The organism is Candidatus Rhodoblastus alkanivorans, assembly GCF_022760755.1.
GTDB lineage: Bacteria > Pseudomonadota > Alphaproteobacteria > Rhizobiales > Beijerinckiaceae > Rhodoblastus > Rhodoblastus alkanivorans.
In genome coordinates, this window is sequence record NZ_JAIVFP010000001.1 from 3,808,861 (window position 1) to 3,834,746 (window position 25,886).

Genomic DNA, 25,886 nt, shown 5'->3' on the forward strand with positions numbered 1-25,886 from the left:
CCAGCCCATATTGCCGGCATGGCGAAAAAAACCACTTCCCGCGCCAAGGCGTCGAAGCCGGACGTGAAACCGCTCGACCAACATCTGGCGGCGCTGCTCAATCCCGCGCTGATCGGCGAGGGGTTCGAAGAAGCGTCCTCGCCCTATGTCGCCGAAAAACTGAGCCCGGAGGAGGCCGCGCGCTACGGCCTCGGCCAGGAGCCGGAAATTGCGCGGGAAAAGCCCAGGCGCCGCCCGCCGCCAAAGGAAAATTTCCAGACCGGATCGGGCGTCACCGCCGCCAGCCTCGAAGAATTGCTCGAAAAGGGCGACCCCAATCTCCGCGACAAGAAGCCCTGGGTTCCGCACCGCCCGGAGCGGCCGGAAAAATCCGAGGGCGGCGTCCGCTTCGAACTTGTCTCGGAATACCAGCCGCAGGGCGACCAGCCGCGCGCCATAGACGAATTGGTCGAGGGCCTGAAGGCGCAGGAGCGCGATCAGGTCCTGCTCGGCGTCACCGGCTCGGGAAAAACCTTCACCATGGCCCAGGTCATCGCGCGTTCGCAGCGCCCGGCCTTGATCCTTGCGCCCAACAAGACATTGGCCGCCCAGCTTTACGGCGAATTCAAAAGCTTCTTTCCGCATAATGCGGTCGAATATTTCGTGTCCTATTACGATTATTACCAGCCCGAAGCCTATGTGCCGCGCACTGACACTTTTATCGAGAAGGAAAGCTCGATCAACGAGCAGATCGACCGGATGCGCCATTCCGCCACCCGCGCCCTGCTCGAACGCGACGATGTGGTGATCGTCGCCTCGGTCTCCTGCATCTACGGCATAGGCTCGGTCGAGACCTATACCGCCATGACCTTTTCGGTAAAACTCGGCGAAAAGCTCGACCAGCGCCAATTGCTGCAGGACCTTGTGGACCTGCAATACAAGCGCACGCCGGATTTTTCGCGCGGCGCTTTTCGCGTGCGCGGCGACACGGTCGAAGTCTTTCCCGCCCACTACGAGGACCGCGCCTGGCGCATTTCCTTCTTCGGCGACGAAGTCGAATCCTTGGCCGAATTCGACCCGCTGACCGGCAAGAAAACCCAGGACCTCGAACTCATAAAATTCTACGCCAATTCGCATTATGTCACGCCGCGCCCCACGCTTTTGCAGGCGGCGGACGCCATCAAGGCCGAATTGCGCCAAAGGCTTGAGGAACTGCACGCCTCGGGGCGTTTCCTCGAAGCCCAGAGGCTCGAACAGCGCGCCACTTTCGACCTTGAAATGCTGCAGGCGACCGGCTCCTGCGCCGGCATCGAGAATTACTCGCGCTATCTCACCGGCCGCCGCCCCGGCGAGCCGCCGCCGACGCTGTTCGAATATCTGCCCGACAACGCCATCGTCTTCACCGACGAGAGCCATGTCACCGTGCCGCAGATCGGCGGCATGTATCGCGGCGACTTCCGCCGCAAGGCCACGCTCGCCGAATATGGCTTCCGCCTGCCCTCCTGCATGGACAACCGGCCCTTGCGCTTCGAGGAATGGGACGCGATGCGCCCGCAGTCGGTCCATGTCTCGGCGACGCCGGGCGATTGGGAAATGGAGCGGACCGCGGGCGTCTTCGTCGAACAGGTCATCCGCCCGACCGGCCTGGTCGATCCGCCGGTCGAGGTGCGCTCGGCGCGCACCCAGGTGGACGACCTGCTGGGCGAAGTCCGCGAGACTTCGACCCGAGGCTATCGCACGCTGGTGACCGTGCTGACCAAGCGCATGGCCGAGGATCTTACCGAATATCTGCATGAGCACGGCGTGCGCGTGCGCTACATGCATTCGGACATCGACACGATCGAGCGCATCGAGATCATCCGCGACCTGCGCCTCGGCGCCTTCGACGTGCTGGTCGGCATCAACCTGTTGCGCGAGGGCCTCGACATTCCCGAATGCGCGCTTGTCGCCATTCTCGACGCCGACAAGGAAGGTTTTTTGCGCAGCGAGCGTTCGCTGGTGCAGACCATCGGCCGCGCCGCGCGCAATGTGGACGGCAAGGTGATCCTTTATGCCGATTCGATCACCGGCTCGATGGACCGCGCCATGAGCGAAACAAGGCGCCGCCGCGAAAAACAGCTCGCCTGGAACGAAGAGCACAATATCACCCCGGCGACCATCAAGCGCGGCATCGCCGACATTCTCGGCTCGGTCTATGAGCAGGATCACGTCAGCGTGGACGTCGGCCTCGCCGCGCCGGCCATGGGCCATAATTTCGAGGCGACCATCGCCGATCTCGAAAAGCGCATGCGCGCGGCGGCGGCCGATCTCGATTTCGAAACCGCCGCGCGGCTGCGCGACGAGATCAAGAGACTGCAATCGGTGGAGCTGACCGTTTCCGACGATCCCCTCGCCCGCCAGAGCGAGGTCGATGCCGGCGGCGGCGCCTTTTCGGGCGAGCGCAAATATGGCGCCGCCGCCAATCTGCCGCCCTCCCGCATCCGCAAACCCACCGACGAGGACATGGGCCCGCATAATTTCGGCGGCGGCGAGGCGCGACCGAAAGCGACCGGACCTTGGCGCCACAAGGGCAAGAGACGATAATCCCGAAAAAATCTTTACGGGAGGATCGTCATGCTTGGTCTGATGCAGCGGCGCGAGCTGCTGATTTCATCCATCATCCAGCACGCCGCGCGCCATCATGGCGACGCGGAGGTCGTCTCCCGCCGCGACGACGGCCAAATTGTCCGCACCACCTACGAGAAGCTCGAACGTCGCGCGCGAAAATTGATGGGCGTGCTGCGCGAGCTTGGCGTGGAATTCGGCGACCGCGTCGCCACGCTCGCGATGAACAGCGACCGCCATCTCGAACTTTATTACGCCATTTCCGGCATGGGCGCGGTCTGCCACACCATCAATCCGAGGCTCGCGCCCGACGACATCGCTTACATCATCGGACATGCCGAGGATCATGTGCTGTTCGTGGACGCCTGTTTCGCGCCCCTCGTCGCGGCGATCGCGCCGAGACTCGCCGCCGTGCTGCGCGCGGTCGTGGTCCTGGCCGAGCCCTACGAAATGAAGCCGCTCGGCGCCCGGCTCGACTTGCCGCCCGGCATGGCGCTGCATTGCTATGAAAGCCTGCTGGACGCGGCGCGCGAAGAACCGGACTGGCCCGTTTTCGACGAGAACGCCGCCTCCGGCCTGTGCTACACTTCGGGCACCACCGGCCGGCCGAAGGGCGTGCTCTATTCGCATCGCTCGTCGCTGCTCCACGCCTTTCAGATCAACGGCGCCGACGCCGTCGGCCTGCGCGCCACGACCCGCGTTCTCCCCGTCGTGCCGATGTTTCACGTCAACGCCTGGGGCCTGCCCTATGCCGCGCCCATGGTCGGCGCCGCCCTCGTCATGCCGGGCCGGCATCTCGACCCAGTCGCGCTGCTCGGCCTCATGGACGGCGAGCGCGTCGATCTTTCCGTCGGCGTTCCCACCGTCTGGCTCAATCTGGTCAACCACATGCGCCAGAGCGGCGCGCGTTTTTCAACGCTCAAACGAATCATGTCGGGCGGCGCCGCGCTACCGCGCGCCCTGGTCGCGGCCTTCGCCGAACTCGGCGTCGAGGCCTGTCAGGGCTGGGGCATGACCGAGACCAGCCCGGTCGTCACCTTCAACGAGCCGAAACCGGCGACCGCCTCCCTGAAGGGAGAGGCGCTTTTCGACCATGCGATCAAACAGGGCCGCGCTTTGTTCGGCGTCGATATCCGCGCCCTCGGCCCCGATGGCGCGGAAACGCGCTGGGACGGCAAGAGCCAGGGCGACGTCTCCTGCCGCGGCCATTGGATCGCCAAAGGCTATTTCCGCAGCCCCGAGACCGAGATCGCCGACGACGCCTGGTTTCCCACCGGCGATGTCGGCGTGATCGACGCAAACGGCTTTCTGCAGCTCACCGACCGCTCAAAGGATCTGATCAAATCGGGCGGCGAATGGATCAGCTCGATCGAGCTGGAAAATATCGCGATCGGCCATCCCGACGTCGCCGAGGCGGCGGCCATCGCCGCGCCGGATGAGAAATGGGGCGAAAGACCGCTGCTGATCGTCGTCCCGCGCGAGGGCCACGAGCCGCGGCCCGACGACGTGCGCGCCTTTTTCGCGGGAAAAGTCGCCAATTTCGCCATTCCCGACCAAGTGATCGTCGTGGAGGAATTGCCCCACGGCGCGACCGGCAAAATTCTCAAGAGCGAGTTGCGGACGATTTACGCGTCGCGGAGATGAGCGAGTGATGTCTGCGTCTTGGTCGGCGGCCTTGGGCTGGAAGTGGTCTTGACCCGAATGACCGATTGATGTGGTGGATCTGCCAAAGGCTGATCGTCGTCGTCACGCCAAGGCATGTCGTTGGCGGGCGGCGCCAGCCCGATCCTGGCGCGCCAGCCTTACCTCACGCCATTCAGCCATTTTCAATGATCGGATTAGTGAAACGGGTCGCCTGGTCGGCTAATGTCGCCTCGCTTGATGGGAGCCGAGGATGAGCGCAGCCGCCATTCGGACAGTCCTTTTCCTTTTCGCCGTCAGCGCATTGGCGGCGGGCGCCGGCGTCTCATGGTTTGGCGACGCACAGATCGGAAGGTTGTTCTGGTTCGGGGGAACAATCCCGATCGCGATTTTGCTCCTGGTTTCCATCATTCGGGACCTCTGGAAAGGGCAATTCGGCGTCGACGTGATCGCCCTGTTGTCGATGGGCGGAGCCCTCGCGCTCGACCAGCCGCTGGCGGCGATCGTCATAGCCGTCATGTATGCAGGCGGCGCCGTTCTGGAGGATTTCGCGGTTTCGCGCGCGCAGCGCAGCCTGAAAGGCCTCGTTGATCGGGCGCCCCGCGTCGCCCATCGCCGCCTTGGCGACACGATAACGGACGTCGGCGTGGAGGAGGTCGCGATCGGCGATGTGCTGATTGTGCGCGCTGGCGAAATCACGCCCATCGACGGGATCGCGCTCGACTCCAAAATCCTGCTCGATGAATCGGCCCTGACCGGCGAATCGCTGCCTCTGGTCCGGCAAGCGGGCGAGGCTGTCCGCAGCGGCGCGATCAACGCCGGCGACGCCTTTGAAATGCAGACGACCGCCCTTGCCCGCGACAGCACTTACGCCGCGATCGTCAAACTGGCCGTGTCGGCCCAGCACGCCAAGGCGCCTTTCATCCGCATGGCCGACCGCTATGCCGCGGCGCTGACCCCATTAACCCTGTTCGTCGCGGGCGGAGCATGGCTGTGGTCCCAGGATCCCTTGAGGGCGCTCGCGGTGCTGGTCGTGGCGACGCCTTGCCCGCTCATTCTTGCCGCGCCCGTCGCTTTCGTCGCCGGCGTCGCGCGAGCCGCGCGGCGAGGCGTGTTGGTCAAGGGTGGTGGACCTCTGGAAGTGCTCGCGAAGGTTCACACCGTCCTTTTCGACAAGACAGGAACCCTGACTGTTGGCGGCGCGAGACTCACAGCGATTGAAACCGCGCCCGCAAAGACGGCTGATGAAATATTGAGGCTGACAGCTTCGCTCGAACAGGCTTCCGCTCACTCCGTCGCCGCCACCATCGTGAACGCCGCGCGGGAAAGAGACCTTGTTTTGAGCCCGCCGCGCGACGTTCGAGAACAGGTTGGTTCCGGTCTCGAAGGCGTTATTGACGGTCGGATCGTGAGGGCTGGCTCGTCGACCTTCGTTCTTGGAGCCGCACCGCCGCCGCCCTGGGCGGTCCGGGCCCAACGGCGCGCTTCGTGGCGCTCGGCCCTCAGTGTCTTCGTCTCGATCGACGGCGCGCCGGCCGGGGCTCTGCTGTTTGCAGACGAAATGCGGCGCGAGACGCCGCGAGCGCTCGATCTGCTCAGGGCGGCGGGTGTCCGCCGGATCGTCATGGCGACGGGCGACAGGGCGGAAACGGCGGAGACAATCGCGGCCGCGCTGAACATCGACGCGGTGCTTGCCGAACGAACGCCGGACGAAAAAGTCGCAGCGGTCATATTGGAGCGGGAACAGAATTTGACCATGATGGTTGGCGACGGCGTCAATGACGCTCCGGCCCTGGCCGCCGCGCATGTCGGCGTAGCCCTCGGCGCGAGGGGTGCGAGCGCGTCTTCCGAAGCGGCTGACGTGGTCATCCTTGTCGAGCGGCTTGATCGCGTCGCCGAAGCGATTGCAATCGCGCAGCGAACGCGCCGTATCGCCAGGCAGAGCATCATCGTCGGGATGGGCCTGTCAGGCGTCGCCATGGCGGCCGCGGCGCTCGGATTCCTTTCGCCGGTCGCCGGCGCCATCGGACAGGAGCTTATCGATGTGGCGGTGATTCTGAACGCCCTGCGTGCGTTAGGTTCGGGCGCGCCGCGCGCCGCCAAGCCGCTGGACGGCGGTGGCGCAGCTCGGCTCCACAGCGAGCATGAAAAGCTTGGCCGGAGCCTCGATCGGTTGCGATCGATCGCGGATGCGCTCGACGACGCCGCGGGCGCAACGGCGCAAGACCTCATTGGCGAGGCGGACGCCATCGTCTCGAACGCCATCGTCATTCATGAACGCAAGGACGAGAGCGAGGTTTATCCCAACCTGGTGAAGGCGGAATCCTTTTCCTATGGGCTCGCCGCCATGGGACGCTCGCACCGGGAAATCCTCCATCTCGCGCGCCTCTTGTCCCTGGTGAGTCGTGACATTTCCGAGCCCGAGACGGAGGTTGACGCCTTTCTGATCCGCGACGCCCAGCGTCTGATCGAGGCCATTGAATCGTTAGTTCGCCTGCATAGCGCACAGGAAGAAGACCTTTACGATCTCGCGACCGAGGGAATTTAAGCGGATTTCATCGCGACCCAGCGATGTCTGACCTTCGAGTCCGAACGAGCGCAGCCCCGCTTCGTGCGCCACTGCGCATTTCATCGGATTCTCGACGTTGTTTCGACCGACAGCAGACTTTCAAATGGGCGCCCGATTCGGTCTTAGGCGGCGACCGCGCTCGGCGGCCTCTCGCCGCCGGCGGTTCCATCGATAACCGAAGGGGACATCAGTCGATTTCCCTTGCGGACTCGCCGGCAGCGGCGCCGGAGGTCAGGTCGACGAAAAGCTCGTCTTCCCCGCCGTTCTTGTCGACCGCGTGAAGCTTGGCGCACCCGTCCTTGGCTTCAAGACTGCGGATCTTATAGCCGCGGTCGATTATCTTGGTGAGGAACGCGTCGACGGTCAGATAATTATTTCCTGCCTTGGTCATACAGGGCCGGTCGACGCTCTCTGCATGAGCGAAGCTGGCGGCGCCAACGAGAGTGACGAGAATGGCGAGAATGGCCAATTTGCGCATGATTTTCTCCTTCGGTCAGCGCCTGCTTTCGTTCGGGGCGCTGACAGGAGATTTGGCGCAGGCGCGATGACAGGCCGCTGACGATTCTTGTCAGCGATTTGTAAGCGTCGCCGCGCTAAAATTACAAAGGGAGAGCGGCTGGCCGGAACGTCCCGAACCTGGGGCGCCACGTCGGCGCGACGCGGATTGCTTCCGCCGTTCTCTCTGTCGGTTCTCGACCGAACACTGGCCCAATGGCCGTGGGATCGCCGTTCTTGGCAAGGTCGACGACGTGGCCGCCGTTCGGCCCGCCACCCTTCGCGGCCCGATGTTATTGACGACCCGTGCGGCGACGAAACGTCCAACGACTATGACATCAAGACGAAGGGGCCGTCATTCCGCGACGGCCGATCGGCTGCTGGAGAGTAATTTTATTGGCGGCCTGAAGCAGATGACGCCGTAGCGCCCTTGGCCAATTCCGCCGGAGCGCTTCGGCGCAAATATCAAGCTCGCGGAACTCGCGGAGCGTCCGCAATTTGCGAATTTGCGGTCGCTGCAACCTCATCCTCATATAAGTGTTGAGGGTCGAAATTCGATATTGCCACCGCTCCGCTCAGCCGCCGCCTGCCGCAGCCACCGGAAAAGTCGTTTCCCACCCGCCGCCGAGCGCCTTGAACAATTGCACCAGGTCGAGGCCGAGATTGGTCGTGCTGTCGGCGAGCCTTTGTTCCCCGAACAGCGCGGTGCGCTGGGCGTTCAGCACATTGATATATTCCTCGACGCCCTTCTTGTAGCGGCCGCGGGCGATGTCGAGCGCGAGGCGGGCGTGCTCGACCTGGGCCTTGAGCCTGGCGTGGCGCTCCTGCTCCAGCCGATGCGCGGTCAGGGCGTTGACGACGTCATGCCAGGCCTGCAGCACGGTGCGGTGATAGTTGAGCGCCGCCTCCTGCTGCTGCGCGGTGCGCAATTCGACCGTGCTCTTCAGCCTTCCGGCGTTGAAGATCGGCAATTGCACGCTCGGGCCGAAACTATATTGCAGCGAACTCGCCCACCACATTTTGGGCAATGTGAGCGCATCGAAGCCCGAAGCGCCGTTGAGCTGCACGCTCGGATAAAAGGCCGCGACCGCGACGCCGATATTGGCCGTCGCCTCGTGCAATTTGGCCTCGGCGGCGCGAATGTCGGGGCGCCGCCGCGCCAGCTCCGAGGGCACACCGACCGGGGCCGCCGGCGGCGTCACCGGCGTGGGGCGCGGCGTGGCGAGTTTCGAGCGCAGGGCGCCCGGCGGCTCGTCGAGCAGGAAGGACAGAGCGTTGATCAGCTCGGATTCCCGCTGCTCCAGTCCCGGCAGTTCGGCCTTGACCGATTCGATCTGGGCGGCGGCGTTTTCGGTGTCGAGCGCGCTTTGCATGCCGGAGCTCTGGCGCTCCTGCGCGACCTTGAGCACGTCCTCGCTGATCTTCAGATTGTCGCGCGCAATGGCGAGCTGCACCTGCGCCCCGCGCAGGGAAATATAGTCCCGCGCCACCTCGGCCAGCGCCGAGACCAGAGCGCCGCGGCGCTGCTCGGCGTTCGCCTGGACCTCGGCGTTGGCGGCTTCGACCTGGCGCCGCACATGGCCCCACAGGTCCAGCTCCCAGGAAGCGTCGAAGCCGGTGTAATAATCGGTGATCGGCTGGATGGAGAAAGGCTGCCCCGCCGGAACGAGCGGCTGCATCAGGCTCACGATGCCGTTCTGGCTGAAATTCTCGTGGTTGACCTTGGCGTCGCCGTTGATCGTCGGCAATTGCTGCGAGGCCGCGACATTGCGCTCGGATCGGCTTTCCGCCAGCCTGATCGTCGCCGCGCGCACGCCGAGATTGGCCGCGGCGACCTGCTGTTCGAGTCCCGTGAGAATCGGATCGTGGAAGATCGACCACCAGTTCGGATCGGGCGGCGCGGCGAGGGGCCCGCTGGCGCCGGGCGCGGCGAAGGGTTTTTCGGGCAGGCCGGTCGCCGGCGGTTTGAAGTCAGGCCCGACCGAACAGCCGGCGAGCATCGCGAGACCCGCCAAAGCGGCGAGCCTGCGCGCCGCGCGTCGCGCGCTGCCGCGCGTCGCATGGTCCAGAGCCGTGATTGCGATGAGCCGAAGGCGACGAAGCAGTCCAAAACGCCTCGCCGGCGCCACCGGGTCGCCGGCGCGGATTGCTTCGCTGCGCTCGCAACGACGACGCCAATGACGAGGCGTGGAGGGCCGCGATCTCGTCAATGCGCCGCTCCCGGTCCGCCGGCGGATTTGCGCGACGTCATCAGGAAGCAGAACGGCACGACGAGAAAGGCGACGACGGCGCAGGCGACGAAAGCGTCGGAATAGGCCATGATCGCGGCTTGCGCGCGGATCATGCCGTAGATCCGGCCCATCGCCATTTCCTGGGCGACGGCGGCCGTATGGCCCAAAGCCTGGAGGGAATGGGAATATTTGCCCACCAATTCGTTGAAGGGCTGGAAAAGCGGACTCGCCCGCTCCGCCAGGTAGCTTTGATGGGTCTGGGCGCGCTCGGTCACAAAGGAGGTCGAGAGCGCGATTCCGACCGATCCCGCGACATTACGGAACATCGAGAACAGGGCGACGCCGTCGGGGTTGAGATCGCGCGGCAGGGTCATATAGGCCACGGTGCTGATCGGAACGAACAGAAAGGCCAGCGCCGTGGTCTGGAACAGGCGCATCAACACCAGCCCGCCGAAATTGATATTGGCGGCGAGGTGGCTCGAATAGAGCATCGAAAAGCCCATGATGGTGAAGCCCGCCGCAATGAGATTGCGCGCGGGGGTGATTCTCAGCAGCCGTCCGACGATCGGGATTAGGGCGATCACCATCAGGCCGCCCGGCGACAGGATCAGGCCCGACCAGGTCGCGGTGTAACTGAGATATTCCTGCGCCAATTGCGGGATCATCACCGCGCTGGAATAGAGGATGCCGCCGGTCGCCGCGATCATCAGGCAGCCGGTGGAGAAATTGCGGTCCTTGAAGACGTCGAGATGAACGATCGGCCGTCGCGCGATCAGCAGCCAGAAGATCGCGCCCAGGATGCCGAGAAAGGCGAGCAGCGCCATCACCTGGATGAAGGGCGAGCCGAACCAATCCTCGTCCTCGCCGCGGTCCAGCATCACTTCGAGCGAGCCGAGCCCGATGGCGATGAGGGACAGGCCGATGAAATCCAGGCCGCGGCTCTTGCGCTCGCGGACCCAAGGCGGGTCCTCGACCAGGGCGATGACCAGGAAGACCGCGATGATCCCGACCGGGATATTGAGGAAGAAGATCCAGCGCCACGAGGTCTGGTCGGTGATATAGCCGCCGAGCGTGGGACCGAGCACCGGAGCGACGATCGTCGCCATGGCCGCGACGCCGAAGGCCGCCCCGCGCCGCGCCGGCGGGAAAGTGTCGAGGATGATCGACTGCTGGTTCGGCTGCATGCCGCCGCCGAAAAAGCCCTGGGCGAGGCGGAAGACGATGAGTTGCCCGAGACTTTGCGCCGAGCCGCACAGGAAGGAAAAGAAAGTGAACATTGCAATGCAGATGACGAAATAGCGCTTGCGCCCGAGCAGATCGCCGAGCCAGCCGGAAATCGTCAGCACGATGCCGTTCGCCACGAGATAGGAGGTCAAAGCCCAGGTCGCCTCGTCGGCGCTGGCGGTGAGGCTGCCGGCGATATGGGGCAGAGCGACGTTGACGATGGTGGTGTCGAGCACCTCCATGAAGGTCGCGATCGTAACCGCCACCGCGATCAGCCACGGATTGCCCGCCGGCTTCCAGCCGGCGTGGGGATCCTCGGCGGCGTCGCTCATTTCAACGACACCGTGGGAACGACCGAAAGGCCGAGCGGCAGCGGCACGTCCTTGTCGAGCCCGCTGTCGATGTCGATCTTCACCGGCACGCGCTGCACCACCTTCACGAAATTGCCGGTGGCGTTTTCCGGCGGAAAGGCGGTGAATTTCGAGCCGGTGCCCTGCTGGATGCTGTCGACATGGCCTTCCAGCTTGAGGCCGGGATGGGCGTCCACCTCGATCCTGACCTTTTGCCCCGGCCGCATCCGCTTGAGCTGCGTTTCCTTGAAATTGGCGGTCACCCAGCGCTCAGGGGAAACGATCGCGAATAATTGCTGGCCGGGCGCGACAAAATTGCCAATTTCGACATTGCGCTTGGTGATCCAGCCGTCCTGCGGCGCCGTGATTTCCGTCCAGGACAGATTCAGATCGGCCTGGTCGAGACGCGCCTGCGCCTGCTCGACCTGGCCCTTCAACTGGCCCACCTGCTTCTCGATCTCGCCGATGCGCTGCGGCACGGGCGAGGCCTGAACCACCTGCGCCTCGGCCAGTTCGACCTGCGCCTTGGCCTGAGCCAGCGCGGCTTTGGCGGCGTCCACGTCCTGCGCCGAGGTCGCGAGCTTGCTCAGCGAGCGCTGGCGATCGTAATCGGCCTGGGTCTTGACGAGCGTGGCCTTGGCCGAAGCGAGCTGCGCCTGAGCCTGCGACAGCAGAGCGGGGAAATTCTTTTGCGCGACTTCGAAGCCATAGCGCTGGGCGGCGAGCTGAGCCTTCGCTGTCGTCAGCGCGCCTTCGGCGAGATCGCGCTGGAGCCGGTACTGGCTGGGGTCAATTTTCAGCAGAACCTGCCCCTTATGCACGAATTCATTGTCGGTCGCATCGAGCGCGACGACATTGCCGGGGACGCGTGGCGACACGATCACCGCGTGGCCGTCGATGAAAGCGTCGTCGGTGCTTTCGACATTGCGGTTGGCATACCAATAATAGGTTCCGCCGAGCGCCAGTACGGCAAGAATAAGCAGGCCGACAGGCTTTATACGCGCGGCGCGGCGCGCGCGCGCTTCCTCCCGCGGGTCGGCCGCTGGCGCCCGTTCCGCCACTTCCGACTGAGTCACCTAACCTTCTCCGATCGGCTTGAAGTTTCCGCATAAACTAAAAGCGCGCCTTTGTCTTGCCGCCACATCCTCGGCGGGTCTGCAAGGCGGATTTGCAGCGCCGCAACGGGGCCACAGGAAAGGGAGCCCGGCGCGAACCGGGCTCCCGGAGCTTCAGACAGGACCGCGCGCCGTCAGGCGCCGGAGGTCGCTTTTTCCCGGTTCGGCGCCGCGAGACGGGCCGGCGCCTGGTTTTCCAGCGGGTCCCTGGTCACGGCGCGCGCCGAGGACCCCAGATCCGGCAGGTTCAGGACAGAGCGCAATTTCTCAAGGGTTTTGACGGTCTGCGGCTCCATTTCATCGACCGAACCGGCGATATATTGGACGGTCTCGACCGCACGGCGGCGGTCTTCGGCTTCGGGCAGCAGGTCGGGGAGGGTCTCGATGGCGCGCTCGCGCGCGAATTCGACCACGATGGTCTGCTCGCGGATGATCGCCGCCCGCTTTTCCGCGCCGAGCGAGGCGAAAGGCTCGTCCTGGCTCAGCACTTTCGCCGAGCGTTCGAGGCGGTTGCGGCGCACCGTGCCGCGCGATTCGGCCATCAGGATCAGCATCCGGATCACCGCGACGTCGAAGCCGCCGCGATCGACCGCCAGCAGGATTTCCTGGACCTCCGGCAGATGCGCCAGTTCGCCGGGGTCGAGCCGCTTGCGCGCATAGGCGTTGGGCGCGCCGAGGCGCCGCAGCCACGGATTGCCGTAAATGCCGAAAAAGGTCATCTCATAGGCGAAGTCGCGGATGTCGCGCCAGAAATCGAGCGTCTGGACGACGCCCTCCGCCCAGATCTTCTCAAGGCCGAGGAACGGATTGTCGCGGTCGGCCGGCTGACGCGCCCGGGCGACGTTCTCCGCCGCCTGGGCGACGAATTTCATCGCCGGGTTCCGATCCGAGAACATGCGGCGCTGCACCCGCGCCGGATGGGTGTTGCGCAAAAATTCCGCCGCCTGATGGTTGACGGCGGCCTGAACGAAGGGCCGCGCGCCCATGTCGTAAAGTTCGCCGCCCAGTTCCGACAGGCGGGAGACGGTTGCAAAGCTTTTCTCGTCGTCGCGGCTGTCGTCCAAGGCCGCCAGATCGCTCATCTTGCGTTCGTGGAAGCTGACGCAGAAATGCTCGTGGACGCCTTCGCCGGTGGTCTCGTCTATGGTCATTTCGTAAAGGCCGGGCGCGAGCGCCTCGATCGTCTTCATGGTCGAGGTGACCTCGGAATGTTCCTTCCTGGCGATGGAGGAGGACACGAAAATGCCGAGATGGCCGACCTTGTCGTGGATCATGTAAACGATGCGATGGCCGCGGATGCGGATTTCGTGCTCGTCGACGAAAGTGTCCACGATCCAGTTCAGCGCCTGTTGCGGCGGGGTGATATTGTCGCCTTGCGAGGCGAAGACGATGATCGGGGAGCGAATCGCCTTGATGTCGAGCCGGCGGCCGCGCTCGATGCGCGCCTCGCCGCGCGCCAGACGGTTGCCGACGAAGATCTGCTCCACGATCCAGTGGATTTCGGCCTCGTTCATGAGGTGGAAGCCGCCCCACCAGCGCTGGAATTCCAGGAAGCGCGCCTTCTGCTTTTCCGGATTGACATAGAGATCGAAATAATCGCCGAAATAGAGGCGGCCCGGATTCAGAAGCTCGAAATTCTGGACGAGATTGGCGCCGTCGAACACGCCGCCGCCGAGATCGGACAGGATCAAAGCCGGAAGCACGCCGCCGAGCAGGCCGCCGTTGTAGCGCATCGGATTTTCGCCTTTGCGCCCCGACCAGGCCGCGACCGGCGCGCCATTGATGACCAGAGGGCCGGTGATCTCGGGATTGGCCGCCGCGAGGATCAGGGTCGCCCAGCCGCCCTGGCAATTGCCGACGATGATCGGCTTTGGCGCATCGGGATGGCGACGGCGGATTTCGCCGACGAATTTGGCTTCGGCGCGCATCACGTCGGCGAGCGTCTGATCTGGCTCGGGCATCGGCCGGAAGACGGTGAAATAGACCGGATGGCCGTCATGCAAAGCGACGCCGACCTGGCTGTCGGGCTTGAAGCCGCCGATGCCCGCGCCATGGCCCGCGCGCGGATCGATGATGAGATAGGGCCGCTTCCAGTCGAAGGTCACGACGCCTTCCGGCGGCTTGATCTTCAGGAGGACATAATTGACGGGCGGCGTGAGATCCTTGCCGTCGACGATGACCTCGTAATCATAGATCAGGACCGGCGGCATGCCCGCGGCTTCGTGAGAGATGTCATTGTTGCCGCGCTCGCGCAGGACGTCGAGCGTCAGGACGAAGCGCTGGGCGGCGTCACGGAAATATTCGCTCGCCTCCTTGTACAATTCGCCGTGATTGGCGGCGTCCTGCAGGCGGCCGAACAGCGGGTTGAGCTGCTGCCAGACCTCGCGCAGCCGCGCGCTGTGGCTGGCGGTGATCTTCTGTACATGGGCGCTGGCGACCTCGCCCAGATCCTGCGCCTGGGTCGCCTGGATCGAGCCGTCCTCGGCTTCGCGGCGGAAGAAATTCTCGGGGCTGTAAAGCGGCATCATTGCTTTCCTTCACGAAATGGCGGGCACGATCGGCTGCTTGAGGCCGAGCAACTCGGCGGTGTGGGCGGCGATCATCCGCTCTTCGTCGGTCTTGAGGATCAGGGCGACGGTCGGCGACCCCTTTTCGGATATGACGCGCTCGTTCCTGGCGTTGGCGTCCTCGTCGATCTGGATGCCGAACCATTCCATATCCTTGAGGATGGCGCGGCGGATGTTGACGGCGTTTTCGCCGATGCCGCCGGTCAGGACGATGCAGTCGAGGCCGCCGAGCACGGCCGAGAGGCCGCCGATCTCGCGCCGGACGCGCGACACGAAATAATCGATCGCGTCCTTGGCCGATTGTTCGGTCGAGGCTTCGAGATCGCGCATGTCGTTGGAAATTCCCGACATGCCCTTGAGGCCGGAATTCTTGTAGAGCAGGTCGGTGATCTCGGCCGCGGACATCTTCTTTTCGCTCATCAGATAGAGCACGACGCCGGGATCGAGCTGGCCGCAGCGTGTGCCCATCGGCAAGCCGTCGAGGGCGGTGAAGCCCATGGTCGAGGCGACCGATCTGCCGGCGTTGATCGCGCAGAGCGAGGCGCCATTGCCGAGATGGGCGACGATCACCTTGCCGCGCGCCAGCACCGGCTCCTCATAGCGCAGGATGCGGTGAATGAATTCGTAGGACAGGCCGTGGAAGCCGTAACGGCGCACGCCTTCGTCGTAATATTGGCGCGGCAGCGCGAAAGTGTCGGCGATGAACGGATGCTTGCGGTGGAAGGCGGTGTCGAAACAGGCGACCTGGGCGGCGTGCGGGAAAGCGTGGATCGCCGCCTCGACGCCGGCGAGGTTATAGGGCTGGTGCAAAGGCGCCAATGGTTCGAGCGCCTTGAGGTCCTTGAAGGTTTCCGTCGTCACCAGCACCGGCTGCGCATAATTCGGGCCGCCATGGACGACACGATGGCCGACGCCGACGACATTGGCGCCCGGCAATTGATCTTCCATCCAGTCCAGCACCGCCGTCAGCGCCATTTTGTGATCGACGGCGGCGTGGGTCTGATCGAGCACGAAATGGGTCTTTTCGCCGCCGGATTTTCTGGCCGAAAAGGTCGCCTTGCCGCCAATGCCGTCGATCAGGCCGCTGGCAAGCGGGGTCAGCTTGCCCTCGGCGATTTCCTGGGCCGAAAATTTGACCGACGACGAACCGGCGTTGATGGTCAGGATGATGTCGCCCATATTTGTCCTCGATTTTCCGACGATCACCGCGCCAGCCGCGATCATTCGGCCGCGAGCGCCTCGTCGGACGCCGCGCCGGTAAAGGCGCGGCCGTGCTGGCGCCAATAAGCATAGAGCTGGGCCAAAGCGCAGGACACGAGGCGCGCCTTCTCATTGTCGGCCCGGCTCGTCAGCATGACCGGGGCCGAAGCGCCGACGACGAGGCCGGCGGCCTCGGCATGGGCGACGAAGGTGAGTTCCTTCGCCAGCATGTTGCCGGATTCGAGATTGGGGGCGATCAGCACATTGGCGTGGCCGGCGACCAGCGAGGCTATGCCCTTGGTGCGCGCCGCGTCGACGTCGATGGCGTTGTCCATGGCGAGCGGGCCATCCACCACGCCGCCGCGAATCTGGCCGCGCTCGGCCATTTTCGACAGAATCGCCGCGTCGAGCGTGGAGGCGATCGCCGGATTGATGACCTCGACGGCGGACAGGACGCCGACCTTCGGATCGACGCCGCAGGCGAGCGCCAGATCGATCGCGTTCTGAACGATGTCCACCTTGGTCAGGAGGTCGGGCGCGATATTGATCGCGGCGTCGGAGACGAACAGCAGATCGTCGAGGGTCAGCGTATCGAGCACGAAGACATGGCTGATGCGGCGCCCCGCGCGCAGGCCGCCGTCCTTTTTCACCACGGCGGCGAGCAGGTCGTCGGAGTGGATGTCTCCCTTCATGACCGCGCCGGCCTCGCCCGCCCGGACCATGGCGACCGCCTTGTCGGCGGCGGCGCGGTGGTCCTTCTCCTCGACCAGCTTGAACTGGGAAATATCGGCGTCAAGCTCCCTGGCGGCGGCGGCGATGCGCTCCGGGTCGCCGATGAAGATCGGCTCGATCAGTCCCCTCTCGAACGCCAGCAGCGGACCGCCCAGCGAATTGTGGTCTTCCGGGCAGACCACGACGGTTTTCAGGCGCGGGAGTTGCGCGGCGAGGTTGATGAGATGCGGGAACTGCTCCTTCTCCTCCAGGATCAGCGCCGGCAATTCGCGCACCGGGGTCTCGACATTGCGGGTCGGCGCGCTCACCACCGCCAGGCCCTTGCAGACCGACTCGCCCTTGCCGTTGACGACAACGGTGTCGAAGACCACGACCGGTTCGGCGCGCTTTTCCTTGCACGTCACCGTAACGCGCAGCTTGTCGCCGACATGGACGCGATGCGGGAACTGGAAATTCTGCTCGATATAAAGCGTGCCCGGGCCAGGCAGGATATTGCCGAGCACCGCCGAGATCAGCGAGCCGACCCACATCGAAGGCGCGATCGGCGCCTCGGTCGCCTTCTCGCCTTCCACCAGCGGCAGCATCAACGGATTGGTGTTGCCTGAGACATGGGCGAACAGCAGGAGGTCGCGATCCGAACAAGTGCGCTCGATCGAAGCCGTATCTCCGACTTGAAGCTGAGCCCAGGTCTTGTTGGTGATGGTTTTCGCCGTTTTCATGGCTCGCCTCTCCTTGGAAAGGTCATCGTAAGGCCGATCCGCCCCGGCGGTCGTCCCGCCGTGATCGACGCGCCGCCGGCCGGAGCCCCTTTCGCTGCACTGCAATATACCTTAGCCAACGTGACGCTCGCGTGAAAACGCTTTCTGACATTTGAAGATCATGATCTTTTCCGCAAACCCGATTCCGCTTTTCGCGATCATGATGTAGTTCATTGTTTTAACGTATGTTCTTGTCAAGAAAGTCTGTAACTCTTTGGGAATATGCGCTAGATCACGACGGTCAAATCCTTCGCGGCGCGGGTGACGCCGGTGTAGAGCCAGCGCTCGCGATTCTCGCGGAACGCCCAGCTCTCGTCGAACAGAACCACCTTATCCCATTGCGAACCCTGCGCCTTGTGCACGGTCAAAGCGTAGCCATAGTCGAATTCGTCCGAATCGCGCCGCTGGGCGAAGGAGACGCTTTCCTCATTGCCGTCCAGCAGCGCCGGCAGCACCCCGACCCTGATCGCCTTGGCGCCCGGCGCCTCTTCGGCGGTCAGACTCATGCGATAGCGCGCCCGCCGCACGCCCGAGGCCTTATGAACCCGGAAAATGGCGCCATTGAGCAGGCCCTTGGCCTTGTCGTTGCGCAGGCAGACCAGTTTCTCGCCGACTTCCGGCAAAATCTCCTTGAAGCCGAACAACTCGCGCAGGCGCCGGTTATAGGCGCGGCGCGTCTTGTTCAGCCCGACCAGAACCTGGTCGGCGGCCTTGACCAGATCGGCGTCGATCGCCGCACGCGGCATGACCCGCATCGCGCCGTGATCGCCCGGCGCCAGCCTTTCGCCCGCCCGCACCCGCATCGACAGCCGCACGATGGGATTGTCCGCCGCCTGGCGGTGGACCTCGGTCAGCATGATGTCGGGCGCCTGATCGGTGAAGAATCCGCCGCCTTTCACGGGCGGCAGCTGCGCCGGATCGCCGAGCACCAGAACCTTTTTCCCGAAGGACAAAAGGTCGCGGCCAAGTTCCTCGTCCACCATGGAGCATTCGTCGATGACGATCAGGCTCGCCTTTGACGCCGGACTGTCCTCGTTAAGGACGAAGCTCGGCTCCTCGCTGTCGAGGTCCTTGGGCCGATAGATCATGGAGTGGATGGTGCGCGCCTCGCCGCAGCCTTTTTCGCGCAGAACCAGAGCCGCCTTGCCGGTGAAGGCGCCGAACTGCACCTCGCCAGAGACATTTTCCGCGACATGGCGGGCGAGCGTGGTCTTGCCGGTCCCGGCATAGCCGAACAGGCGGAAGACCTGGGGACCGCCGGCCTCCGCCAGCCAGTCCGCGACCGCCGATAAAGCCTTGTCCTGTTGCGACGACCAGTCCATTCCTGCCCCAAGCTCCGCGTCATGAGAACTTTTATAGAACAACTGTGAAAGATGCGCGAGCGGCGCCGGAAATCACTTGCGAGAAAATCACTTGCGGGAAAATCCTTGGCGCCGCCCGAAACCAAAGCCGACGGCGAAGGTTAAAGCACTGCGCGCTTCCGCGCGGGAGGGAGAGCACAATGGCCGCCTATACGATCAAAGTTCTGGAAGCCGCCGTCGCCCATAACACCGGCGGCCGCAACGGCCATTCCGAAACCGAGGACGGCACGGTCAGCGTCGATCTCTCGGTGCGCAAGGGCATGGGCGGGCCCGGCCTGCCCGGCACGACCACGCCCGAACATCTGTTCGCCGCCGGCTATGCCGCCTGTTTCGGCGGCGCGGTCGATTTCGTCGCCTCCCAGCACAAGGTCAAGATTCCCGACGCGAAAGTGACTTGCAAGGTTTCGGTCGGTCCGCGCGACGGCGGCGGCTTCGGGATCGGCGTCGAGATGAAAGTGACGTCGAAGAGCCTCCCGACCGCCGAATTGCGCAAGATCGTCGAAGAAGCCCACGAAATGGTCTGCCCTTACAGCCACGCGACGCGGGGCAATATTCCGTTCCATCTGGAGGTCGAGGGGACCTAATCCAGTTCCGCCGCCATCCGCGCGCGGGCGCGCAGCTTTTCCGTCTCGCTCTTGAGCTGGCCGCAGGCGGCGAGAATGTCGCGGCCGCGCGGGGTGCGCACCGGGCTGGCGTAACCGGCGTTGAAGACGATGTCGGAGAATTTTTCGATTGTTCCCCAGTCCGAGCATTCATAAGGCGCGCCCGGCCAGGGATTGAAGGGTATCAGGTTGATCTTTGCCGGAATGCCCTTGAGCAGCCGCACCAGTTCGCGCGCCTCAGCCGGAGAATCGTTGACGCCCTTCAGCATCACATATTCAAAAGTGATCCGCCGCGCATTGGAGGCGCCGGGATAATCCCGGCAGGCCTGCAACAGCTCTTTGATCGGATATTTCTTGTTGAGCGGCACCAGCCGGTCGCGCAATTCATCGCGCACGGCATGCAGCGAAATCGCCAGAGCGGCGCCGGATTCGGCGCCGAGCCGCTCGATTTCCGGAACCACGCCCGAGGTCGAGACGGTGATCCGGCGTTTCGACAGCGACAGCCCGTCGCCATCGGAAAAAATCTCCACCGCGTCGCGGACATTCTCGAAATTATAAAGCGGCTCGCCCATGCCCATGAAGACGATGTTGGACACCGCGCGCACCCCCTCGCCCGAGGGAATGAGCCCATTGTCGGGCGGCGTGAGGCCGGGAAAATCGCCCAGTCTTTCGCGCGCCACAATGAGTTGGCTGACTATTTCCGGCGTCGTCAGATTGCGAACCAGTCTCTGCGTGCCGGTATGACAAAAAGTGCAGTTGAGGGTGCAGCCGACCTGGCTCGACACGCAAAGCGTGCCGCGATCGGCCTCGGGAATATAGACGCATTCCACTTCCGCGCCCTTGTCGAATTTGTCGACCGGCGCCATGCGGATCAACCATTTTCGCGTGCCGTCGGCGGAAACCTGCTCCTCGACGACCTCGGCGCGCGCCAACGAGAAATGCTCGGCCAGTTTCTGGCGCATGGCCTTGGAAACATTGAGCATGGCGTCGAAATTCCGCACGCCGTGGAAATAGATCCAGTGCCAGAGCTGGGAGACGCGCATGCGGATTTCGCGCTCGGGCGTCCCGATTTCGCGCAACGCGTCGGCGAGCCCCGCCCGGGTCAATCCGACCAGCGAAGGTTTTGAGGGCGCATTGGAAAAAGATTCAGGCGCGGCCTGCTCCGCCAGCGACATGGCGTCCTTAATTTTGTTGGAAAACGGAAGAGCGCTCAATAGCACAAAAGCCGCGCCGGGGGAACTTTCCAAACATCGGGTCGTGTTTCAGCTCGAATTGCCGTTTGGGCGTCGAAGGAGCGTGGGCTCAAGGCCGGGACGCGGACGGCCAACCGCCGGGTGAAAAAGGCAAGGTCTGGCAAAGTGATTTTTGAGCGAGATCGTTCGGCGCCGAAGGCCGAACGGGAGTCCCTTGCGATGCGCCCGATTCCCTCCGCCCTTGTGGGGAGGGAGTCGGCGCCGACGATTTTGGGCGCTGGCAGGCGCCTTGGGTGTATCAGCGCTTGCGGACGAACTCGGTGCGCAGAACAAGACCCTTGATCCCCTCGTAACGGCAGTCGATCTCCTGGTCGTTATCGGTAAGCCGGATCGACCTGATGACCGTGCCCTGCTTCAGGGTCTGATTTGCCCCCTTCACCTTCAAGTCCTTGATGAGGGTAACGGAGTCCCCATCGGCGAGGACATTCCCAGCCGCATCGCGGACTTTGGCCTGATCGCTTTTGGCCGACGCGGCTATTTCTCCAGCCGGACGCCATTCTCCGGTCGCTTCGTCGTACACATAGTCATCATTTTCGTCGGCCATATCCGTCTCCATCGTCGCACAAGAGCCTTCTCCCGGCTGGAGAGCCAATTGGCAAGAGCCAAACGACAATATCAGGACAGATATGCCCGGGCCATCTCCAGAGATAGGCTCTACGGCCCATGCCGCATCGGCAGGCTGGAGAATGCCCGCTATATCCATCCATGATGGTCGAAGGCATGCCGCCGCCGCGATGTCCGATTTCGAGAAACGGCCGATTTCGGCTAAGCGACGGAGACGGATGCATCCTCGCTCTTGCCGCCTCCAGTCGGGGACTTCGGCATAGCGCCGATTTGAGCCCGTGACAGTTCCAACTGCGCGCGACCGCAAAAGTCATCGCCGTTCATATTTCAATCTCCGGTTGTCAAACCCGGTCAAAAACTGTGAAAAAAGAAGATATTTTTTACGATTTCTGGTCGATTTCGCGCAAAAACCGATCGATTTTCACCCCATTTCCACATCTGCAACCCTCAGGTTGCAAGGACGTCGCACGACGCCAAAAAATGTTCGCGCGCGCCGAAATTTTCAAAAGCGCGCGCCCAGCGGTCCGCCGCAACCATAAAATTCATCGCCCCAACAATCCCTTATGTGAAAACGGCGTCTTGCCCCCTCCCCGTCGCCCGCGCGGCTTTTCATCGCCGATGTTTGGGACCTATATACGTGCTTGACCTAAATCCAAAAAAGGCCTAGAGTCTTCTCAATGGGGGAGACGCGCCGTGGTCACGAATTTCGACAGCCTCTTTGATCTGATGGACGCATTCAAGGACGAACAGGCTTGTATCAACCATCTTCGCGCGATTCGCTGGGCTGACGGTGAATTCTGCCCCCACTGCGGCGCCAACAAGATTTATCACTTCAGCGACCGTAAGACGTTTAAATGCGGCGACTGCAAGGCTCGCTTTTCGATCAAGGTAGGGACCATCTTTGAGGATACGAAACTCCCGCTCCGCAAATGGTTCATGGCTATTTGGATGATTACCAATCACCCGAAGGGCATCGCCTCTGTTACGCTCGCCAAGGATCTGAAAATCACTCAGAAGTCCGCGTGGTTTGTCCTGCATCGCCTGCGCCACGCGGCCCGCACGAATTCGTTCAATGCGCCGCTCAAAGGCGAGGTCCAAAGCGATACCACCTATATCGGAGGCAAACAGCACAATAAACACGCCGATAAACGCGAGGTCGGTTCGCATGGCGGCGCCAAGATGGAAACGTTGCTCGGCGTCGTGGAGACTGGGGGCGAGCTTCGCATTGCCCATACCGAGAACCGCAAGATCGGGACGACGCAGGACGTAATCCTTCCGAACGTCGAGCAGGGTTCGATCCTCGTTACTGACGAAGGTGGCGAATTCAGAGGGCTCGAACGTGATTATGTCCATATCACCATCAACCATAAGAAGGGCGAATATGCCCGCGACGGCTTCCACACGAATTCGATTGAGTCTGTTTGGGCGCTCTTGAAGCGCCAGATCGTCGGAATTCATCATTGGGTTTCACCCAAACATTTGCAAAAATACGCGAATGAAATGGCTTGGCGCTATAATCGCCGCGACATGAAGCCGTCGCCGCGCATGAATGATCTGTTCGCCTGCGTCGAGGGCCGTCTTCGCTATCGGGAACTGATCGCGTGACCAATAAGGGGAAAAAGTTGGAGCCACCGCTCAGGCTCGATATGAGCTTTGGGGAAGCTTTGGGCCGGTTTGCTCGGACAGACCCGAAAGAAGTCGAAGATGGGATCGCGCGGTCAAAAACAAAAAAACCGCCGGAGGAAAGCCCCCGGCGGCGAGTCGCTAAACCAAAAGGCTCACTTGGGAAGTGAGCGATAGTGGCTCCTGACATGCTCGATGCGCCCGTAACGAATGCGAGTGTAGTCAGTTACGTAGACCATATTCAGCTCCTATGATTGGAGCCTTGAACAAGGAGTCGTGATCCTATATACTTATTACGCGATTACGGGCGGACCCCGCTCACCCACCAGGCACCTCACAAGTTTTGGTGGACCCGCAAAACCCGGCCCAGAATGGTGGTTGCAACACCATTCTGGGCCGGACGCGTTTCGCGACCCTGCCAAAGATCACACTAAACGATTCAGCGTCAGGGTTCAAGCGCGGGGAACGTATCGCGCACACGGAAATGCATGGTTAACGAATCCTTAAAAATTGTGGTTAACGGAATCCAGATTTGAATTTCAGAACCCCTCGTGCTATAAACCATATTCAACGAGGGGTTCGGCTATGGACAAGACGTTATCAAATGCGCTTCGCCGCAAATCCGAACTTGAAAGAGAATTAGAAGAAATCAACATTTTCATTAGGTTGCACAGCAAATTCTCTGCCATCCAATCGCCGCTAGTCATGTCTGACTCGGTCGATGCAGTGATAATCAAGGGCAATGCGTCGACATCCCCCGCAGAAGAATCGTCAGCGCGGAAAAGGGGAAGGCCGGCCGATTTCGTAGAACTTATGAAAGCAGTTTTGATGGAAGCGGGCAGGCCTCTAAGCCGTCCGGACTTCGTTGTGGAATTGGAGCGTCGCGGCGTAGAAATTCCCAGCGAAGACAAACCCAGGTATCTTGGAACCATCCTGTGGAGAAACAGGAGGATATTTAGAAACTTGCTCAATCACGGCTATTGGCTTGCATCAATTCCCTATCCGCCAGCTGGGTACGATCCAGCGACGGATACAGAAGCGCAAAGAGTGTTAGATATGGAGGGTGCAATCATAGAGCCACCGCCCTCGGAAGACGGCGCCAATTACGCGGCAGTCGGGGACGATGATGATGACCGTTGATGAATATTACGCCATCGTTAAACGGCTTGGTCTTACCCGCGACAAAATAGTTCATTCAGTTTATTGGGATAGGGACCGACAATCTATAACCGTACCAGATCCTAATGAACTGGAAACGCCAGACCAAGTCAGAAGAGCGGCAATACGATTGATTAAAAAGTGTGGGGAAAACCCAACCGATTTTGGACTAGACGATTAGCAGATAGCCGCTTTCACGAGTTCAGCCGGGAACGCAACCCACGGCTCAAATTGATCGTCACCATCATCAGCCTTTGACACAACGACGTCAGACCCACATGCGAGATATAAATCATGAATCGCTTTAGAAACCGCAATATCCATTTTTTCTAAGGTCGTAGCGGCAACAAGCAATCCTTTCAGATCGGGGCTGGTGGCAAAAAACATGTCACCATCCGCCTCAACCAGAACCCGGACGATCTTGGCTTTCATTTTTGCGGACACCATGCATTTTACCCCTTGACATTTGCCCAGAATCGAAGCCTACGCGCAAAGCGCACTCTATCATATAATATAAGATGGAGGGAATCCCTTTTAGGTCATTTTGGCCGCGTGCACAGTCGGGTCACACTCGTATATAGGTCCCCGATGTTTCACATGGAACATAACGCGAACAAAAACACCGAAAAACCGAATGGATTTTTCCTGTCCAAAACATTTCCACCCCTCGCCGCTTTCGCCCAAAGGCCTGAGGCGCTTCTTCGCGCGTAAATGCGAACGGCCACAGTCAAATCACGCGGCGGGCGGCGCCGGTTTCCTCGGCCTGCGCCGGGGCGGACCCGGCCGGCGCGACGGCGCCGGCGGCGTCACGGCGCCGCTCGCCAGTGCGGCGCGATATTTGTCGAGCATGGCGGAAAAATCCTTGAGCAAAGCCGTCTCGATCTCCGGCCTTCCTTCCATCCGCGATAGCGCCAGGCCCGCCGCCTCGATGGTCGAGAGCGCCTCGCGCCGGGGTTCGCGGCGCAAGGCGCCGTAAAGCGAGGATTTTCGCGGGTTGAGCGCCAGTCTTTTGGCCTTGAGCACCCAAGGGTTGCGCCACCAAAGAGTCTTGGCCTGCGCCCAGGAGCCGTCGAAAATCACCACGCCCTTGAGCCCCTTGAGCGCCCTGTCCTGATCCGGCAGTGGCGCGCCCGTCTTGTCGAGCGCGATCAATTCCCGATCGGACGGAAAATTCCTGGCGTGCCCTGCGCCGAGATGCAGAATCGCCCATTCGGACGGATCGGCGTCGCGTCCCAGAATCTTGGCGAGGCTCGGCCAGGACAGGCCGATTTTGAGCTGCGCGTTTTTCAGCGCGCGCAGGGCGAGGCGCGCAGTGCCAAGCAGCCGGTCCTGCTCCTGCGGATGCTGGAGGATGAGCAAAGCGACGCGATTGTCGATTGCCTCGACCTCGCCGCACACGCACAGAAAATCCGGCTTGGCGCAATGCGGGCAGAGCGGGGGCGCGTCGGATGGGGTCATGCGCCGCTCGATCCTCGTTCAGGCAAGCGTCGCGACGAAAGCGTCATAGGCGCTCTGGTCAAGGAGGCCGGAAAGCTCGGACGTATCGGCGATCCTGATCTTGAAGAACCAGCCGTCGCCATGGGGGTCTTCATTGACCAAAGCCGGATGGTCGGCGAGATCGGCATTGACCTCGACCACCTCGCCGCCGACCGGGGCATAGACCTCGCTCGCGGCCTTCACGCTCTCGACCACCGCGGTTTCCTCGCCCTTCTTGCGCTGGACGCCCGGTTCGGGGAGTTCGACGAAGACGATGTCGCCGAGTTGCCCCTGAGCGAAACGGGTGATCCCGACCCGGCCGACGCCGTCCTCGACGAGGATATATTCGTGATCCTTGGTGAAAAGCATTTCAGCCATGAAGAA

19 protein-coding genes are annotated in these 25,886 nt (G+C 62.5%); 6 read left to right on the plus strand and 13 right to left on the minus strand.

The genetic code is table 11. The annotated features are described in order from the left end of the window. Nucleotides 1-18 precede the first annotated feature (18 nt). The 3 genes from uvrB to K2U94_RS17730 all read left to right on the plus strand — a co-directional run bounded on the left by uvrB (nt 19) and on the right by K2U94_RS17730 (nt 6,772). On the plus strand, nt 19-2,562 hold the full coding sequence (gene uvrB, locus K2U94_RS17720) for an excinuclease ABC subunit UvrB (protein WP_243068482.1): 2,544 nt from the start codon (nt 19-21) through the stop codon (nt 2,560-2,562). A gap of 30 nt (nt 2,563-2,592) precedes the next feature. Next, complete coding sequence (locus tag K2U94_RS17725) at nt 2,593-4,227, plus strand: long-chain fatty acid--CoA ligase (protein ID WP_243068483.1); 1,635 nt, start codon at nt 2,593-2,595, stop codon at nt 4,225-4,227. 250 nt (nt 4,228-4,477) lie between these two features. Continuing rightward, entirely contained in the window at nt 4,478-6,772 is a 2,295-nt protein-coding gene (locus K2U94_RS17730) for a heavy metal translocating P-type ATPase (RefSeq protein ID WP_243068484.1), read from the plus strand. 208 nt (nt 6,773-6,980) lie between these two features. On the opposite strand, the gene K2U94_RS17735 is transcribed toward K2U94_RS17730, so the two are convergent. The 8 genes from K2U94_RS17735 to K2U94_RS17770 all read right to left on the minus strand — a co-directional run bounded on the left by K2U94_RS17735 (nt 6,981) and on the right by K2U94_RS17770 (nt 18,787). Continuing rightward, complete coding sequence (locus K2U94_RS17735; RefSeq protein WP_243068485.1) at nt 6,981-7,262, minus strand: PepSY domain-containing protein; 282 nt, start codon at nt 7,260-7,262, stop codon at nt 6,981-6,983. A 601-nt stretch (nt 7,263-7,863) separates the two neighbouring features. Beyond that, entirely contained in the window at nt 7,864-9,303 is a 1,440-nt protein-coding gene (locus K2U94_RS17740; RefSeq protein WP_243068486.1) for an efflux transporter outer membrane subunit, read from the minus strand. A gap of 191 nt (nt 9,304-9,494) precedes the next feature. Beyond that, nucleotides 9,495-11,075 carry a DHA2 family efflux MFS transporter permease subunit gene (locus tag K2U94_RS17745; RefSeq protein WP_243068487.1) on the minus strand — a complete coding sequence of 527 codons (1,581 nt, stop codon included), beginning with the start codon at nt 11,073-11,075 and terminating at the stop codon, nt 9,495-9,497. Beyond that, entirely contained in the window at nt 11,072-12,169 is a 1,098-nt protein-coding gene (locus K2U94_RS17750) for an HlyD family secretion protein (RefSeq protein WP_243068488.1), read from the minus strand. The genes K2U94_RS17745 and K2U94_RS17750 overlap by 4 nt, the downstream gene beginning before the upstream one ends. Before the next feature lie 173 nt (nt 12,170-12,342). Beyond that, complete coding sequence (locus K2U94_RS17755; RefSeq protein ID WP_243068489.1) at nt 12,343-14,736, minus strand: DUF3141 domain-containing protein; 2,394 nt, start codon at nt 14,734-14,736, stop codon at nt 12,343-12,345. A 9-nt stretch (nt 14,737-14,745) separates the two neighbouring features. Then, nucleotides 14,746-15,954 carry an acetate/propionate family kinase gene (locus tag K2U94_RS17760; RefSeq protein ID WP_243068490.1) on the minus strand — a complete coding sequence of 403 codons (1,209 nt, stop codon included), beginning with the start codon at nt 15,952-15,954 and terminating at the stop codon, nt 14,746-14,748. Nucleotides 15,955-15,995: 41 nt separating this feature from the next. After that, the gene (locus K2U94_RS17765; RefSeq protein WP_243068491.1) at nt 15,996-17,426 is read right to left on the minus strand and encodes a bifunctional enoyl-CoA hydratase/phosphate acetyltransferase; all 1,431 of its coding nucleotides are present in this window, start codon (nt 17,424-17,426) and stop codon (nt 15,996-15,998) included. Between the two features lie 266 nt (nt 17,427-17,692). After that, entirely contained in the window at nt 17,693-18,787 is a 1,095-nt protein-coding gene (locus tag K2U94_RS17770) for an ATP-dependent DNA helicase (RefSeq protein WP_243068492.1), read from the minus strand. A gap of 179 nt (nt 18,788-18,966) precedes the next feature. On the opposite strand from K2U94_RS17770, the gene K2U94_RS17775 reads away from it, so the two are divergent. Further along, on the plus strand, nt 18,967-19,410 hold the full coding sequence (locus K2U94_RS17775; protein ID WP_243068493.1) for an organic hydroperoxide resistance protein: 444 nt from the start codon (nt 18,967-18,969) through the stop codon (nt 19,408-19,410). On the opposite strand, the gene rlmN is transcribed toward K2U94_RS17775, so the two are convergent. Together rlmN and K2U94_RS17785 are read right to left on the minus strand one after the other, a co-directional pair. Then, nucleotides 19,407-20,603, minus strand: coding sequence for a dual-specificity RNA methyltransferase RlmN (rlmN, locus tag K2U94_RS17780; RefSeq protein WP_243068494.1), 1,197 nt, complete (start codon nt 20,601-20,603; stop codon nt 19,407-19,409). The two genes, K2U94_RS17775 and rlmN, sit on opposite strands and share 4 nt — an antisense overlap. Nucleotides 20,604-20,919: 316 nt before the next feature. Next, nucleotides 20,920-21,225: a zinc ribbon domain-containing protein YjdM gene (locus K2U94_RS17785; RefSeq protein WP_243068495.1), complete on the minus strand. Its 306-nt coding sequence runs from the start codon at nt 21,223-21,225 to the stop codon at nt 20,920-20,922. A gap of 713 nt (nt 21,226-21,938) precedes the next feature. Here K2U94_RS17785 and K2U94_RS17790 point away from each other — a divergent pair. Both K2U94_RS17790 and K2U94_RS17795 read left to right on the plus strand, forming a co-directional pair. Next, nucleotides 21,939-22,850 carry an IS1595 family transposase gene (locus tag K2U94_RS17790; RefSeq protein ID WP_243068496.1) on the plus strand — a complete coding sequence of 304 codons (912 nt, stop codon included), beginning with the start codon at nt 21,939-21,941 and terminating at the stop codon, nt 22,848-22,850. A 603-nt stretch (nt 22,851-23,453) separates the two neighbouring features. Next, nucleotides 23,454-24,008 carry a hypothetical protein gene (locus tag K2U94_RS17795; RefSeq protein WP_243068497.1) on the plus strand — a complete coding sequence of 185 codons (555 nt, stop codon included), beginning with the start codon at nt 23,454-23,456 and terminating at the stop codon, nt 24,006-24,008. 195 nt (nt 24,009-24,203) lie between these two features. Here the strand turns inward: K2U94_RS17795 and K2U94_RS17800 are convergent, their stop codons facing one another. The 3 genes from K2U94_RS17800 to gcvH all read right to left on the minus strand — a co-directional run bounded on the left by K2U94_RS17800 (nt 24,204) and on the right by gcvH (nt 25,880). Then, entirely contained in the window at nt 24,204-24,458 is a 255-nt protein-coding gene (locus tag K2U94_RS17800) for a hypothetical protein (protein WP_243068498.1), read from the minus strand. A 300-nt stretch (nt 24,459-24,758) separates the two neighbouring features. After that, nucleotides 24,759-25,484: a tRNA-uridine aminocarboxypropyltransferase gene (locus tag K2U94_RS17805; protein WP_243068499.1), complete on the minus strand. Its 726-nt coding sequence runs from the start codon at nt 25,482-25,484 to the stop codon at nt 24,759-24,761. 18 nt (nt 25,485-25,502) lie between these two features. Beyond that, nucleotides 25,503-25,880: a glycine cleavage system protein GcvH gene (gcvH, locus tag K2U94_RS17810; protein ID WP_243068500.1), complete on the minus strand. Its 378-nt coding sequence runs from the start codon at nt 25,878-25,880 to the stop codon at nt 25,503-25,505. Nucleotides 25,881-25,886: the final 6 nt, after the last annotated feature.

What these genes read in the sequence shown, in the direction of transcription:
- uvrB (WP_243068482.1), top strand. Translation starts at nt 19, where the DNA reads ATGGCGAAAAAAACCACTTCCCGCGCCAAGGCGTCGAAGCCGGACGTG.
- K2U94_RS17725 (WP_243068483.1), top strand. Translation starts at nt 2,593, where the DNA reads ATGCTTGGTCTGATGCAGCGGCGCGAGCTGCTGATTTCATCCATCATC.
- K2U94_RS17730 (WP_243068484.1), top strand. Translation starts at nt 4,478, where the DNA reads ATGAGCGCAGCCGCCATTCGGACAGTCCTTTTCCTTTTCGCCGTCAGC.
- K2U94_RS17745 (WP_243068487.1), bottom strand. Translation starts at nt 11,075, where the DNA reads ATGAGCGACGCCGCCGAGGATCCCCACGCCGGCTGGAAGCCGGCGGGC.
- K2U94_RS17755 (WP_243068489.1), bottom strand. Translation starts at nt 14,736, where the DNA reads ATGATGCCGCTTTACAGCCCCGAGAATTTCTTCCGCCGCGAAGCCGAG.
- K2U94_RS17760 (WP_243068490.1), bottom strand. Translation starts at nt 15,954, where the DNA reads ATGGGCGACATCATCCTGACCATCAACGCCGGTTCGTCGTCGGTCAAA.
- K2U94_RS17765 (WP_243068491.1), bottom strand. Translation starts at nt 17,426, where the DNA reads ATGAAAACGGCGAAAACCATCACCAACAAGACCTGGGCTCAGCTTCAA.
- K2U94_RS17770 (WP_243068492.1), bottom strand. Translation starts at nt 18,787, where the DNA reads ATGGACTGGTCGTCGCAACAGGACAAGGCTTTATCGGCGGTCGCGGAC.
- K2U94_RS17775 (WP_243068493.1), top strand. Translation starts at nt 18,967, where the DNA reads ATGGCCGCCTATACGATCAAAGTTCTGGAAGCCGCCGTCGCCCATAAC.
- rlmN (WP_243068494.1), bottom strand. Translation starts at nt 20,603, where the DNA reads ATGTCGCTGGCGGAGCAGGCCGCGCCTGAATCTTTTTCCAATGCGCCC.
- K2U94_RS17785 (WP_243068495.1), bottom strand. Translation starts at nt 21,225, where the DNA reads ATGGCCGACGAAAATGATGACTATGTGTACGACGAAGCGACCGGAGAA.
- K2U94_RS17795 (WP_243068497.1), top strand. Translation starts at nt 23,454, where the DNA reads ATGGACAAGACGTTATCAAATGCGCTTCGCCGCAAATCCGAACTTGAA.
- K2U94_RS17800 (WP_243068498.1), bottom strand. Translation starts at nt 24,458, where the DNA reads ATGAAAGCCAAGATCGTCCGGGTTCTGGTTGAGGCGGATGGTGACATG.
- K2U94_RS17805 (WP_243068499.1), bottom strand. Translation starts at nt 25,484, where the DNA reads ATGACCCCATCCGACGCGCCCCCGCTCTGCCCGCATTGCGCCAAGCCG.
- gcvH (WP_243068500.1), bottom strand. Translation starts at nt 25,880, where the DNA reads ATGGCTGAAATGCTTTTCACCAAGGATCACGAATATATCCTCGTCGAG.